This is a genomic window from Pseudomonas sp. G2-4, assembly GCF_030064125.1.
GTDB lineage: Bacteria > Pseudomonadota > Gammaproteobacteria > Pseudomonadales > Pseudomonadaceae > Aquipseudomonas.
Genome location: NZ_CP125957.1, coordinates 2,511,737 through 2,526,157 on the forward strand (window position 1 = coordinate 2,511,737; position 14,421 = coordinate 2,526,157).

Here is a 14,421-nt window from a genome sequence, read left to right on the forward strand (position 1 = left end):
GGAGAAGAACATGGAACAGACATGGCGTTGGTTTGGCCCCAAAGACCCGATCTCCCTGGCGGACGTCCGTCAAACCGGTGCGACGGGTATCGTCACGGCGCTGCACGAAATTCCCAACGGCGAAGTATGGCCGGTGGAGACCATCGCGGCGCGCAAACAGATGATCGAAGCGGCTGGCTTGAGCTGGTCAGTGGTGGAAAGCATCCCGGTGCACGAGGACATCAAGCGCGGCTGCGGACGACGCGATGAGTACATCGCCAACTACCAGCAAAGCGTGCGCAACCTGGCGAGCTGCGGCGTCGATATCGTTTGCTACAACTTCATGCCGGTCCTGGACTGGACCCGTACCGACTTGACCTATGAACTGGCGGATGGTGGCTGGGCGTTGCGCTTCGATCAAACCGCGTTTGCCGCCTTCGACCTGTTCATTCTCCAGCGCCCGGGTGCGCAGGCCGAATACAGCGCCGAGGATATCCAGCAGGCCAAGGCCTACTTCGAGCAACTCACGCCAGCTAAGCGCGAAACCCTGGTCAACACCTTGATTGCGGGCTTGCCCGGTGCCGAGGAGCATTACAGCCTGGAAAACTTCCGGGCCTTGCTGCGCACCTACGCCGACATCGACGAAGCCAGGTTGCGTGAACACCTGGGGTATTTCTTGCGCGCGGTGATCCCGGTGGCAGAGGAGGTGGGTGTGCGCATGGCGATTCACCCGGACGATCCGCCCCGTGCGCTGCTAGGCTTGCCACGCATCCTGTCCACCGCTGAAGACGCCCAATGGTTGCTGGACGCCGCCCCAAGCCCGGCCAATGGCCTGACGTTCTGCACTGGCTCCTACGGCGTGCGCGAAGACAACGACCTGGTGGCGATGGCCAAGCACTTCGCGCCCTTCATCTACTTCACCCACCTGCGCTCAACCCGCCGCGAAGCGGATCCGCGCAGCTTCCACGAAGCCCATCACTTGGATGGCGACGTCGACATGGTGGGGGTCATCAGTGCCTTGGTGGCGGAAGAGCGCAGGCGAGAACGCGAAGGCGGCCCACGCTTGCCGCTGCGTCCGGACCATGGGCACCAGCTGCTCGACGATCAGCACCGCAAAAGCAATCCCGGCTACTCGCTGATCGGCCGCCTCAAGGGCCTGGCGGAAATCCGTGGTGTGGAACTGGCCGTGCGTCGGCAACTGGGCTAGCCCGAGAACACCAAAGCCGCGCTGTGCCGTTTTTTGTGGCGAGGGAGCTTGCTCCCGCTGGGCTGCGCAGCAGCCCTAAAACCTGACCCCGCGGTGCATCAGACAGACCGCATTCAACTTGTTTGGGGTCGCTTCGCAACCCAGCGGGAGCAAGCTCCCTCGCCACCAGGCGACCATCAGCCGCGGGGCCGGCTCACTACTCATCTGGCTCCAGGGCTCGCAGCCAACGGTTCTCCGAACGACTCAAATGCTGGCGCATCGAGGTTTGGGCGCCGAGCACATCTTTATGGGCCACGGCACGCAGGATCGCTTCATGCTCGACGACGGCGGCTTCCCAGGTCAGGGCATTCTCTGAATGTTTGCTCAGGTGCGCCGAGATGGGGTTGTGTCGTTCATCAAAGAGTGCGGTGATGATCCGCACCAGGGCGGAGTTGCCGCTCATCTTGGCCAGGCGCTGATGAAATTTTCGGTCGTCCTCCAGCGGCGGCTGGCCGTTGGCGATGCTGGCGCGCATGGCGTCGATGCATTCCTGCAAATAGCGATAGTCGCTTTTCTTGCCATGCAAGCAGGCCAGGACCACGGATTCACCTTCGATCAAGGCGCGCGCCTGCATCAGTTCCGATGGGCTCTCACCCAAGGCTACGCTGGTGTTTTTCCCGTCCTTGGGCCTGGCGCGCACGTACACGCCTGAGCCCATCTTGATTTCAATTTCGCCCTCTATCTCCAGGGCGATCAGCGCCTCGCGCAACGAAGGTCGGGAAACCCCCAGCAGTTGGGTCAAATCCCGTTCGGGGGGAAGCCTGAAACCGGCTTTGAAATCACCCTGGGCGATGTAGTTGCGCAGTTGGTCGGCGATTTTCTGGTACGGCTTTCGCTCAGAGGTGTTTAGTGGTGAGACCATGGGGCGGCGTCCATCGGATAGTCGGCGAAGGCTACCATAGGCGCCGGATTCACATCACCGCGCCGATCTGCCAGGGCAGGAACTCGTTATCGCCCAAGCCGTTTTCCTCGCTGCAGGTACGGCGCCCGGAAGCCGTCTCCAGCATCAACCGGAACAACCGCTCACCGGCCTCAGCCACCGACTCCAGCCCATCGACAATGCCTCCAGCGTTGAAATCCATATCCAGCTCCATGCGTTGGAACAGGCGAGTGTTGGTGGCGATCTTCAAGGACGGCGTGGGCTTGCAGCCGTAGGTCGAGCCGCGACCCGTGGTAAAACAGATGAGATTAGCGCCGCCCGCCACCTGGCCGGTCGCGGACACCGGGTCATAACCGGGCGTGTCCATGAACACAAGGCCTTGAGCCTCGACCGTTTCAGCGTACTGGTAAACCCCCATCAACCCGGTAGCGCCGGCTTTCGCCACGGCACCCAGGGATTTTTCCAGGATGGTGGTGATGCCCCCGGCCTTGTTGCCAGGCGAAGGATTGTTGTTCATGTCACCGTCGTTATGGCGTACGTACGCTTCCCACCAATGGATCCGCTCCATCAATTTTGCCGAGATCTCGGCGGACGCAGCACGAGCCGTCAGCAAGTGTTCAGCGCCATAGATTTCCGGCGTTTCCGAAAGAATGGCAGTGCCGCCATGCTGCACCAACAGGTCCACGGCCGCGCCGAGTGCCGGATTCGCCGTAATGCCCGAATAACCGTCCGAACCGCCGCACTGCAGGCCGACGCACAAATGGCTGGCGGCCACGCTCGTGCGCTGGCATTGGTTGATGATGGGCAGCATCGCTTCGATATGGGCGATACCACGTTGCACGGTTTCGCGAGTACCACCCGCGTCCTGGATGATCAGGCTGGCCTTGAGCACCGCCGAGCGATCGCCCAGTTCATTCATCAGCGGGGTGAGTTGGTTGACCTCGCAACCCAGGCCGATCAACAGGACTCCGGCGAAATTGGCGTGATCGGCATACCCGCGCAAGGTACGCTTGAGAATATCGATGCCTTCACCTTTTGCCCCCATGCCACAACCGCTGCCATGGGTGATTGCAACGACGCCATCGACATTGGGAAAGTCTTTCAGGCGCTCGGCAGAAAACGCATTGGCAATGTGTTTGCACACGGTGGCCGAGCAATTGACGCTGGAAACAATGCCGATGTAATTACGTGTCCCAACGCGTCCATCCGCGCGGACGAAACCTTCGAATGTAGCGCAGTCACTGCTGGGCAAGGTGGGGACGTAGACGTTCCGCACACTGTGTTCGGCATTGGTGGTGGGCATGGCCAGGTTGTGCACGTGGACATAATCGCCAGGCGTGATGTCCTCGGTCGCCTGGCCGATGGTCTGGCCATACTTGAGCACCCTTTGGCCCGCCAACACGCTGCGCAGGGCGATCTTATGGCCGGATGGAATCGCCTGTCGGGCGATCAGCGCGATGCCGTCGGCGCTAAGGCGTTGACCTTCAGCGATATCGCCGCGCGCCACCGCGACATCGTCCCCGGGCGTCAAGACCAGCAAAGAAGAAGGCAAGTTCATGGTACGTCCTCCCAGTCCTAGCACTCGATGATGGCCTTGACCACCCCCTGTTTGGGGTCGAGCAAGGTGGTGAACGAGTGAGCGATATCGCCGAGGGTCAGGCGATGGGTATTGAGGGCTGCATCCGGAATCAGTCCGTCGCGCAGACACTGCTCGACGTAATGGAAGTCTTCCTTGGTCGCGTTGCGACTGCCCATCAGGGTGGCTTCACGCTTATGAAATTCCGGGTCGGAAAAGGTGATGGAGTCCCGAACCACCGAGATCATCACATAGGTGCCGCCGTGGGCGATGAACTCGAACCCGCGCTCCATGGCCCGGGCATTGCCGGTGGCATCGAACACCACGTCAAAAAAATCATCCCCGGTGAGTTCAGCCAGGGCCTGCTTGTCACCTTCACCGATTTGCACCGCCGCATGGATATCCAGGTGTTGTTTACAGAACGACAGGCGATCCTCACGGGTATCCAGCACGGTAACTTTTGCCCCACGCAGGCTGGCGAAGATCGCCGCCGCCATACCGATCGGGCCGGTGCCAACCACCAAGGCGTGCTTATCCGCCTGGACATTTGAACGACGTACGGCGTGAGCCCCGATCGACAGGAACTCGATCATCGCTGCCTGGTCCAGGGAAACCCCCACGGCCTTGTGTACGAATTCGCATGGAACACTCAGGTACTCAGTAAAAGCGCCGTCGCAGTGAACCCCTAGCACCTGGATACGGGTGCAGCAGTTGGTCTTGCCCTGGCGACAGGCGATGCAGGTCCCGCAGGACAGATAAGGCATCACGTAGACGACGTCACCCACGGCGAGGTTGCTGGCGCTGTCAGTGCCTTCCACAACCCCGGAAAACTCGTGCCCCATGACCCGCGGGTATTCGAGGTAGGGCTGATTGCCAGTGAAAATATGCAGGTCGGTGCCACAGACCCCGACACGCTTGACCCGGATGAGGATCTCCCCCGGTTTCCTGAGGGGCTTTTCAGTCTGGATGGCGGTTAACGAGCCGGGTTCGTTACAAATGACAGTCAGCATGTTGATGCTCCTTGGCGGGCGTCCAGGCAATGGGTGCCTGCAGGCGGGAGGAGGGTTGTGAGCGCACGGCTGCCGGGACCGGGCTCTCTTTTTTGTTGTAGTCGGGCAGTGACCCGCTTGGATGATCTTCGCCTGAAAGCTACACGCCGGAAAAAATATTGGCAAGACCAATTTAAAATAATATCGATTGGACTGACCAATGTGGGTTTGTAGAGCCGATCCGATTTCTCTTCCTTCTTACAATGCACTTGGCATCGCCCAGCGCTGGGGGAAGATGCCTAGGGGGGATTGCCTACGAGGAAATTTGGATGAGCACCACGTGGAGGGAAAACAAGTACTGAGTCAAAACATCTACTGATGAATTTCGGTGACCGACATAGTGAAAACCAGCTTGGACCTTCCGGTGTTGGCGTAGGTGTGTGGCACATCTGTCTTTGCCACCGCAGAGCTACCGGCGGGAATGACCAGTTCGGTTTCTCCTACGACGCATTTCAGCGTGCCTTTCTCGACATGGAACAGTTCCAACGTGCCTTGGGGATGTCCGGGTGAAGCAAAGGATTCACCTGGAAACATCTCCCAGCGCCACAGTTCAATCATGTTGGGGCCGCTCGTTCCGGCCAGAAGCCGTGCTGTCCCTCCCTGATCTCCGGTCCAGAGCGTAGGAATGTCATGACTGTCGATGATATGGGCGGAGGGGGCTTCCGTCACATTGACGATGTCTGCAACTGAAAGGCGCAACGCCGCAGCGATTTTGCAGAGGATGCCGATGCTCGGATTGGCCGTGCATTTCTCTATTTCGACGACCATTCCTTTACTCACCCCTGAGCGACGGGAAAGCTCATCCAGAGTGATTTTTTGTGCCTTGCGTGCCTGTTTGAGGGTGCGCGCAACGGCCAGGCTCACAGCCTGTGCATCAGCACCAGGGGCTGTTGATATACCGGTATTCGTGGTCATTGGTATGGGTCATGAGGGAAGAATGGATGAAGGAATTCTCGGCGTTTGTCGGCAGTTCCGTCAATCAGGCCATTGGCCGTAGCAGCTCATCATGGTCGATATATTGACTTTTTTGGTCGGCGATGACTAGCATGAAATGAGATTTGAATTTCTGGAGATCGTTGATGTTGTCCGTACTGCCGTTAATCGACCCATCTGTTGCTGAGCTGGCCCCGGGGTTCAGGGCCCTGAGCATCGTGGTGGAAGCTGCGCCGCTCATCAATCCAAGCGTCGCTCAAGAAGCCCTGGAACGTGCGTGCCAGTCGGTCATGGCGGGCGGACCCGGCTGGGGGGATGCTCATCTGGCTGCTTGGGCAGATACGTTTCGACAGTTCGGGGCGAAGCCGCAACGGACCCCTTGCTCAGCCGAAGCCTTGCGCAAGCGGGTTTTGCGCGATGGCAACTTGCCGAGCCTGGACCCTGTCGTCGATCTGTACAACGCCATCAGCATTGAGTACGCGATCCCGGTGGGAGGGGAAAACATTGCAGCCTATACAGGCGTGCCACGGCTCGTTATTGCGGATGGTTCCGAACCTTTTGACACCATGAAAGAAGGCGTTCCAGCTTATGAATATCCCGACGCCGGCGAAGTGGTCTGGCGGGATGAAAAAGGCGTGACGTGCCGGCGCTGGAATTGGCGCCAAGGTGTTAGAACCCGGTTGAGTGCCGATGCAAGCCACATGTGGTTCATTCTGGAAAGCTTGCCGGCTATGCCGCTCGAGGCGTTGACTGAAGCGGGTGACAAGTTGATAGAGGGCCTGCAATTGATGATGCCTGGCGCCCGGATTGAGAGCGCCTTGGTTGGTCCTGGGGCCTAGTACCCGTAAAGTGACTGTTATCCTGCTCACTGTCCTGGCAGCCGTTTCTTTCACGCCACTGCCATGTCGCCCCACAAGCATTTAATGAACCCAGCCCCATCCGCTCATGTCACTCGTTTGTCAGGAACGACAACATGGAGCCATTGATGCGACCTTTGTATTTCGCCAGTCTGTCCTTCACCGCGCTGCTCTGCGCGGCTTGCTCAAGTCAACCGCCCGCGACATGGAGCTATGAAGATGCCCGGGGGCGAACCAATCTGCCGCCCGACCAAGCCTATCCCGAGCTGTTCGAAGCGGTGCAACGCCAGCAGGTTTTTACTGACCAGAAGCACTTCGTGGACGCGCTGCCCAAGCGTGATCCTTCGAAAATCCGTGCCGACTACCTGGCCCGGCGTGACAGCGAAGGCTTCGATATCAAAGCCTTTGTGCAAGATAACTTCATCGAGTCGGGCGAGGCTGAAAGTCCGGCGCCGGCACCCGGTGCCCCGATTGAAGAACACATCGACAAGCTGTGGCCCGTGCTAAGCCGGAGCTACAGCCAAGTTCCGCAATACAGCAGCTTGTTGCCCCTGCCGCAGCCCTATGTGGTGCCAGGCGGGCGCTTTCGCGAGATGTATTACTGGGATTCGTATTTCACCATGCTGGGGCTTGAGCAAAGCGGTGAGAAGGCCAAGGTGCGCCAGATGACCGATAACTTTGCCTACATGATCGACACCTACGGCCACATTCCCAATGGCAATCGCACCTACTACCTGAGTCGCTCGCAGCCGCCGTTCTTTGCCTACATGGTGGAGTTGCAGGCTCGCATCGAAGGTGACCAGGCCTACGGGCGATACCTGCCGCAATTGCAGAAGGAATATGCCTATTGGATGGAAGGTGCCCAGGCACTCAAGTCCGGTGCGGCTGCCCAGCACGTCGTCAAACTCGCAGATGGCAGCGTTCTGAATCGCTATTGGGATGCCAGCGCGACGCCTCGCCAGGAGTCCTGGTTGCAAGACGTCAAGACCGCCGCTCAGGCGCCGCAAAGGCCCAGGCAGGAAGTCTGGCGTGACCTGCGTGCTGGCGCCGAAAGCGGTTGGGACTTCAGTTCTCGTTGGTTGGACGATGGCCAGAACCTGACGACCATACGCACCACGTCAATTGTGCCGGTTGACCTGAACAGTCTTATCTACCACTTGGAGCGCACCATCGCCAAAGCCTGTGAAACCATTCAGGACTCGCCCTGCATCCAGGCGTATAACCAGCGCGCCGAGCTGCGCCAGCGTGCCATCGAGAAGCACCTGTGGAATGCCGACGGCGGTTTCTATGTGGACTACGATTGGCAGCGCAACCAGCAACGCCAGCCACTCACCGGCGCGACGCTGTTCCCGCTGTACACAGGGCTCGCCTCTGTCGAGCGTGCAAACCGCACGGCCGAGGCGGTGCGTGACGGTCTGTTGCGTCCCGGCGGCATTGCCACTACCCAGGTCAGCAATGGCCAGCAGTGGGATGAGCCCAATGGCTGGGCACCGTTGCAATGGGTCGCAGTGGAGGGCTTGGAACGATACGGGCAAACCGCGTTGGCGCAACAGATTGGCAGCCGCTTTTTGCAGCAGGTCCAGAATCTCTATCGCAAGGAAAACAAACTGGTAGAGAAGTACGATCTGTCTGGACGGGGAGATGGCGGAGGCGGCGGCGAGTATGAATTGCAGGACGGCTTCGGCTGGACGAACGGGGTCACGCTAAAGCTGATGAGCAAGTATGGCGCAAGCTCCCCAGCGCCCGCTGATGAATGAAGTGCAAGGCGTGTTCGAGCCTCTCTTGCGATAGCGTAATGTGGAGGACGTTCCGTGCATCAACGGAGCACGTGGCCGGCGGTGGTCCCGTGCTCGGCGCTTGATCATCTACTCATACACCGTCACCCGATTGCGTCCGGTCTTCTTCGAGGTATACAGCGCGCTGTCGGCCCAGGCGATCAGGTCGGCGTGGGAGGTAGAGGGCTGGCTCAGGTCGGCCACTCCGAGGCTGATGGTGAAGCGGATGCTCTGGTTGTTGTGCAGTACTTCCATTTCTTCGACTGCCTTGCGCAGACGCTCGGCGAAAACGAGTGCGCCGGCCTTGTCGGTGTCCGACAGCACCACGCCGAATTCTTCGCCGCCGTAACGCCCAGCCACATCGGATTCGCGTACATGCTCGCGCACCAGCTTGGCAATTTGCTCGATAACCTTGTCGCCCGCCTGATGACCATAGGTGTCGTTGACCCGTTTGAAGTGGTCGATATCGAACATCACCAGGCTCAAGGCATTGCCGTAGCGTTGGTTGCGGGCATGGGCAGCTTTCAGGTTTTCTTCCCAATGGCCACGGTTGTACAGGCCGGTCAGCCGGTCGGTGCTGGAGAGTTGTTGCAGTTGCGCATTGGCGGCCTGAAGCTGATGCCGATTGGTGGCGACGTCGGTGACGTCATAGATCACCAGGCAGACATGGTTGATTTTGTTGTCGGGGGAGCGCAGAGGCAGCAACGTGGTGTTCTGGTACATGAACTCTTCCTGGCCGGTGATCGGCTGGTAGTTCTTGAACCGCACCAGATACGGACGCAGCTCCCAGATAGTGAACGCTGGCGTGCCCAGGGTGGCGACGCTTTCCACCTTGCGGCTGAACCATTGGCGGTCGACCTCGGGGAACAGCGTGAAAAAATGCTGGTTGTGGGCGTCCTTGGGTTGTACCCCGGAGCGGTTCTCCATGAAGGTGTTCCAGACCTGCACACGGTAGTCGCGATCGAGCACGACCACCCCCACATCGATGCTCTGGACAATCGTCAGCAACCAGTGGAACTCGGTGAGATCAACAGGATCATTCATGGCTCAATTCATCAGGTAGGCAAGTTTGTGGGTCAATCGCTCGATCGAGTCTTCCGTGAACAGCAGCAACAGATCGAAGCGAATGTCATGCCCTTCCAGGCTATAGCTGATCTCGACGGCCAGGGTCTTTTTCCAGCGTTTCTGGTTGAGCAGGATCAGCTCATCGATGGCCGCGTGTTGGCCAAGAATCTGCGGGTGGCCTTGGGAGAACACCACGTCGATCTGTTCGGCAATGCTGCTCAGGCAAGCGCCGATCAGGACGCTGGAGAGGTCCAGCAGCATTTCCAGGTCCGAGTACTCGCTCGTCTGACGTTGCATCAATTGCGCGATGTCGGCGACTTCCGAGTCGTGAAAGATCAGCAGGGCTTCGCCGGCGATGCCACTGCCGATAAAACCCTGGCAGATGGCCGTCAGTTGCTGGGAGCTGCCGGCATCGGCCAGCGCCATGTGCAACTCACCCACTTCGAGAATGTTCACGTTCGGTACGGGCAACTGCACGAAAACCCCGAGTACCTTGGCGATCAGGGCGGCTGCCTGGCCGATGGCGACGTTGACCGTTTCGCGGAATACATCGTGAAAACTGATGACGGTGTTTGTTTCGGAACGATTCTGCGGTGGCGTCTGGCCGGGTTTCGTCAGGAGCCCCAGCCGACTGAGGGTCTGGCGCAGCTCGTCTTCGTCGAAAGGTTTTTTCAGGAAGGCCAGCGCGCCCAGTTCAAGCACGCGGCGCACCGCTTCCTCTTGGACGTCACCCGAGATCACGATGACTTGCGCCTTCAATCCTTCGTCGCGCAACGCGCTCAACACCTGGTAACCGTCCATCTCTGGCATGGTCAGGTCGAGCAGTACCACCTGTCCCAAACCCTGGCGTATGGCGTCCATGGCCTGGCGACCATTCATGGCCTCGGTGACCGAGACCGGCCAGTCCGCCGGCAGGGCTCGTAGTACTTGTTTGCGAGCCATGTTGGAATCGTCACACACTACTAGGGGAATCACTGACACAGAGGCACTCTTTAAGAGGTTGGCTATCAGGGAATGGCTTACATGCATCATGTCATAGGGTAGCAAAGACCTGCCAGTGCATAGGGTTTATCGGAACCCCTCCTTAAACATGGGAGGCCGGCGGGGCGTTCCAGGTTCCGCTTTCTTCGCAGGCATTTGAAATGCCCGGCGTTGCTCGACAGAATCGTTTCCCGATCCGGCCACAGGTGCTGGACGTTCGTGGTGAAAAAAGGGGCTGTAGTTGAACGAACAGACATTGTCCATGCGCCTGGAGCGTGTGGCGGCACAGGTACCAGCCGGCGCACGCCTGGCCGATATCGGCTCGGATCACGCCTACCTGCCGGTGGCGTTGATGCGCCGTGGAGCCATCGTGGCGGCGGTGGCCGGTGAGGTGGCGTTGACGCCGTTTCGCTCGGCCGAACGTACCGTGGCCGAGAACGGCCTGGAACAGCGCATCACCGTGCGCCTGGCCAATGGCCTGGCGGCGATCGAACCGGGAGACGGCGTTACGGCCATCAGCATCTGCGGCATGGGCGGCGAGACGATCCGCGACATCCTCGACAACGGCAAGGCGCGCCTGAGCGGCCAGGAACGGTTGATCCTGCAGCCCAACGGTGGTGAGCAGCCCCTGCGCCAATGGCTGATGGAAAATGGTTACCGCATCCTTTTCGAGGAACTGCTGCGGGAAAATCGCTTCGACTACGAAATCATCGTCGCCGAGCGCGCCGGGCCGGTGCTGTATAGCCCCGAGGAACTGTACTTCGGCCCACTGCAGATGCAGGCCCGCAGTCCGGCATTCCTGAGCAAGTGGCAGCGAATTCTGCGCGTGAAACAGCGGACCCTGGCTCACTTTGCCCGGGCGCGCCAGGCCGTGCCCGAGGAAAAAATCCAGGAAGTCGCCCGGCAGGCCCGGTGGATCACTGAGCTGCTGGCTTGACCCAATGGGGGGGAACGTCTACGCCAGCGCAGCCTCTGAAGGTAATGCAGGACGACCCCGCGCTGCCTTTTTACACTTGGAGGATAGGCTCACATGAACATTTTAATGGTCCTTACATCCCACGATCAGTTGGGTGATACCGGCAAGAAAACCGGTTTTTGGCTGGAAGAGTTCGCTGCTCCCTACTACGTGTTTGTCGAGGCCCAGGCGACAGTCACGCTCGCCTCCCCCAAGGGCGGACAGCCACCGCTGGACCCGAAAAGCGATGAAGAGGACGCCCAAACCGAGGCGACTCGTCGCTTTCGCACCGACACCACGGCCCAAGCGGCGTTGGCCAATACGGTGCTGCTGGGAGAGATTGATCCCTATGACTTCGACGCCGTGTTTTATCCCGGAGGTCATGGACCGCTCTGGGACTTGGCCGAAGACATTGATTCGAAAACCCTCATCGAAGCTTTTTATGCCGCTAACAAACCCGTGGCCGCCGTTTGCCACGCCCCTGGCGTATTCAAGAACGTTCAAGCCCCGGATGGCCAGCCGGTGGTGAAGGGCAAAAAAGTCACCGGCTTCACCAACTCCGAAGAGGAGGCCGTCGGGCTGACGCAGGTGGTGCCGTTTCTGGTGGAGGACATGCTCAAGGCAAAAGGTGGCGAATATTCCAAGGGCGCGGACTGGGCCAGCTATGTGGTCGAGGATGGACATCTGATCACGGGCCAGAATCCGGCTTCATCCGAGGCCGCCGCCAAAGCGCTGCTCAAGCGGCTCGAGCAGGAACAGACAGCCTGAGTCGACATTGAGATCACCTTGGCCCGGACGCGCATGCCAATCAAAGAACCGCGGATAGCGGCTCAAGCATTGGCATGGGCCAGTCCGGTCAAGGTATCAGCGATGGTCTTCGTGCGCTGCGCCGTGCCTTCGGTGGTGCGGCTTGAGTCCTCCAGGACATCGAGCATTTCGCGCAGGGCGCTCACGGCTACAGACTGATCCTCGATCTGTTGGGCGACGCCTTGGATTTCTTTTGACAACAGGTCGATGTCCACGCCGATTTCAGCGGCATTCTTGCGGGTGATTTCCGCGAGCTTACGCACTTCGTCCGCCACCACCGCGAAACCTCTGCCCATTTCACCCGCCCGGGCAGCTTCGATGGCGGCGTTCAGGGCCAGCAGGTTGGTCTGTCCGGCGATTTGCTGAATCACTTGCACGATTGACTGAATACGCAAACTCGAACTGGCCAGCGCGCGTGCGCCGACCACCGCTTCGCCCGCTTGCGTGGCAAGCTGCTCCACGGTCGTACCGGCCTGCTCGGCGACGGTGTTTTGTCGATCTATAGTGCCCGTCAGGTCATCCATCGACAGGTGCAGTTCACCCGAGTAATGCTTGATTTGCGTGGCCATTTCCTCCTGCTGCTGGCTGGCGTGGGCCAAGACCTGGCCCAGGTCCGTCAGACCGTTGAACACGGGCAGGATCGTGCTGTCGAGGCCGCGGCTGTCCAAGGCGCTGCTGAAGTCTTTCATCTTGAACGCCATGATCTGCTTGACCACGACATGGTTCAGACCTGCCAGCTTCTTGATCTGGCGGCGCAGGAAAAAGGCCTTGAACTCGCCGTAGTGGGCGATGAAGTTATCGACGTACTCGTCGCTGAAACTGACGCCCTTGGTGACCCGAAAGAAGAAAATCGCTGTGAGCGTCTGGTTCAGGTTCAGGCCGAGGATTTCACCAAACGTCGAGAAGCCGGCCAAAGGCACATCACCGAAAATATCGGCCATGCTGCCCAGCTCGTTGCTGTTGTTGAGCCGACGCAGGATGCAGTCGTTGAGGATTGCTGCCACCGGCCGACCGCCTTTGCCCTTGAGGAATTTCTCGTAGTCGATGCGGGTCGCTTCGCGAAGGGGCGTGCGCTTGACCATCACCAGCTCTTCGCCGGGCGCGACGTCGCAGAACAGCTGGATGATTTGCTGTTGATAGTCGATGCGGGCAATGGAGCGCACGAACAGCTCTTCGCCCACGCGGATGGCGAATGAATAATCCGCCAGTTTCTTTTCCAGCGCCTGGGCAGTGCATTCGAATGCGTCGCACAGCGCCTGCACCATGCTCTTGATGTTGCCGCGGCTGTCGATGACCTGGTCGATGGTGCGGTCTTCCACGGAAGCGGTCAACACGCTGAACGTCAGCCCGGCCGGTTGGAAGTTCTGGCTTTTGAAGACCCCGAAGCGCACATCCGCTGCGGTCTTGAGGAAAACGATCTGCGCATGGTTCTGATAACTGCGCTGACCGTCACTGATCAGGGTTTTCTTGAAATCAAGTTTGCCCCCGGCAGAGCCGCCGACGAACAGGCAAGGGAAGCGCCCGGACTCATAAAGCGCCTCCATGAAGAACGACTCGGATGCCGAAAGACCGTCGAACACCACGTAGGCCAAGGTGTCGCGATGGTCTATGGGTGTGTTCACTTGCGCCCGCTTGATGTTGCTCACCAGTTTGGCGATGCGCTCACGCATGGCCAGGCGTTTACCCCCACCGCGAATGTCTTCGCACTCCAGCGGCACCATCACTACCTCGGCCGAGACAATCACGCTGGCATCAAACAGTTGCAGCACCACCCGGTCCCACGTCTCGCCGGTCTGGCAGTACAGCGCGTTAGCGCCGTTGCACAGCTCGCCTGACGTCGTGCACAGGCTGATGGCGCTGTGGGCGAAGCGCTTTTTGACCTTGGCGGCGATCTGGTCGATGTCCAGGTGAGGGGAAACAAATCCGGTCACCAGCACCGGGTCTACGCGCACGTTGGCCAGCGCCTGGTCCAGCCCACTTGCAGTGCAAACCACGCTTGCGGCGCCTTGAGTGTGGGCTCGGGCCTTCTTGAAGAGATTCAGTAGGTTCATGGCTGGACTCGTTGAGTGCGACGTGACGCATACAAGGTATACGTGCAGAGGCCTTACTCTGTATCGGCCACGGCTGGGTATGCAGGAGTGAACTTGGCAGCGGTGGCTACGCAGAGGCGCCTGGCGGCGTTCAGGCTGAGCAGCAATGCCTGTGCAGGATCCTCTGCGTATAACCAGCTTCAAATTATCGATTTCCATCCCCGGCCCACAGTGCCATTTCGTCTGTGTTGACCGCGTCCAATTGATTAGAGACTTTCGTACACCTTT

General features: G+C 59.5%; 12 protein-coding genes and 1 pseudogene. 5 read left to right on the forward strand and 8 right to left on the reverse strand.

Going from position 1 to position 14,421, the window contains the following annotated elements:
* Positions 1 to 10 precede the first annotated feature (10 nt).
* Positions 11 to 1,186 carry a mannonate dehydratase gene (gene uxuA / locus QNH97_RS11415; protein WP_283556900.1) on the forward strand — a complete coding sequence of 392 codons (1,176 nt, stop codon included), beginning with the start codon at positions 11 to 13 and terminating at the stop codon, positions 1,184 to 1,186.
* A 196-nt stretch (positions 1,187 to 1,382) separates the two neighbouring features.
* Here the strand turns inward: uxuA and QNH97_RS11420 are convergent, their stop codons facing one another.
* The 4 genes from QNH97_RS11420 to QNH97_RS11435 form a co-directional block, all read right to left on the reverse strand.
* A complete protein-coding gene (locus QNH97_RS11420) occupies positions 1,383 to 2,087 on the reverse strand; it encodes a FadR/GntR family transcriptional regulator (RefSeq protein ID WP_283556901.1) in 705 nt (234 codons plus the stop codon).
* Positions 2,088 to 2,136: 49 nt separating this feature from the next.
* Complete coding sequence (locus QNH97_RS11425; protein WP_283556902.1) at positions 2,137 to 3,663, reverse strand: UxaA family hydrolase; 1,527 nt, start codon at positions 3,661 to 3,663, stop codon at positions 2,137 to 2,139.
* A 17-nt stretch (positions 3,664 to 3,680) separates the two neighbouring features.
* Positions 3,681 to 4,691, reverse strand: coding sequence for a zinc-binding alcohol dehydrogenase family protein (locus tag QNH97_RS11430; protein ID WP_283556903.1), 1,011 nt, complete (start codon positions 4,689 to 4,691; stop codon positions 3,681 to 3,683).
* A 351-nt stretch (positions 4,692 to 5,042) separates the two neighbouring features.
* Positions 5,043 to 5,645, reverse strand: coding sequence for a helix-turn-helix domain-containing protein (locus tag QNH97_RS11435; protein ID WP_283556904.1), 603 nt, complete (start codon positions 5,643 to 5,645; stop codon positions 5,043 to 5,045).
* A gap of 164 nt (positions 5,646 to 5,809) precedes the next feature.
* On the opposite strand from QNH97_RS11435, the gene QNH97_RS11440 reads away from it, so the two are divergent.
* Both QNH97_RS11440 and treA read left to right on the forward strand, forming a co-directional pair.
* A complete protein-coding gene (locus QNH97_RS11440; protein ID WP_283556905.1) occupies positions 5,810 to 6,502 on the forward strand; it encodes a B3/B4 domain-containing protein in 693 nt (230 codons plus the stop codon).
* A gap of 146 nt (positions 6,503 to 6,648) precedes the next feature.
* Entirely contained in the window at positions 6,649 to 8,277 is a 1,629-nt protein-coding gene (treA, locus tag QNH97_RS11445; RefSeq protein ID WP_283556906.1) for an alpha,alpha-trehalase TreA, read from the forward strand.
* Between the two features lie 108 nt (positions 8,278 to 8,385).
* Here treA and QNH97_RS11450 read toward each other — a convergent pair whose 3' ends face one another.
* Complete coding sequence (locus tag QNH97_RS11450; protein WP_283556907.1) at positions 8,386 to 9,339, reverse strand: sensor domain-containing diguanylate cyclase; 954 nt, start codon at positions 9,337 to 9,339, stop codon at positions 8,386 to 8,388.
* 3 nt (positions 9,340 to 9,342) lie between these two features.
* Entirely contained in the window at positions 9,343 to 10,302 is a 960-nt protein-coding gene (locus tag QNH97_RS11455; protein ID WP_283556908.1) for a response regulator, read from the reverse strand.
* A 280-nt stretch (positions 10,303 to 10,582) separates the two neighbouring features.
* Between QNH97_RS11455 and QNH97_RS11460 the strand changes: the two genes are divergently transcribed.
* Positions 10,583 to 11,278 (forward strand): tRNA (adenine(22)-N(1))-methyltransferase, encoded by a 696-nt coding sequence (locus tag QNH97_RS11460; RefSeq protein ID WP_283556909.1) that lies wholly within the window; start codon positions 10,583 to 10,585, stop codon positions 11,276 to 11,278.
* A 93-nt stretch (positions 11,279 to 11,371) separates the two neighbouring features.
* A complete protein-coding gene (locus QNH97_RS11465; protein ID WP_283556910.1) occupies positions 11,372 to 12,064 on the forward strand; it encodes a type 1 glutamine amidotransferase domain-containing protein in 693 nt (230 codons plus the stop codon).
* A gap of 62 nt (positions 12,065 to 12,126) precedes the next feature.
* On the opposite strand, the gene QNH97_RS29475 is transcribed toward QNH97_RS11465, so the two are convergent.
* On the reverse strand, positions 12,127 to 13,044 hold the full coding sequence (locus QNH97_RS29475; protein ID WP_502944538.1) for a methyl-accepting chemotaxis protein: 918 nt from the start codon (positions 13,042 to 13,044) through the stop codon (positions 12,127 to 12,129).
* Between the two features lie 3 nt (positions 13,045 to 13,047).
* Positions 13,048 to 14,352: pseudogene (locus QNH97_RS29480) on the reverse strand (FIST signal transduction protein); the annotation flags it as partial.
* Positions 14,353 to 14,421: the final 69 nt, after the last annotated feature.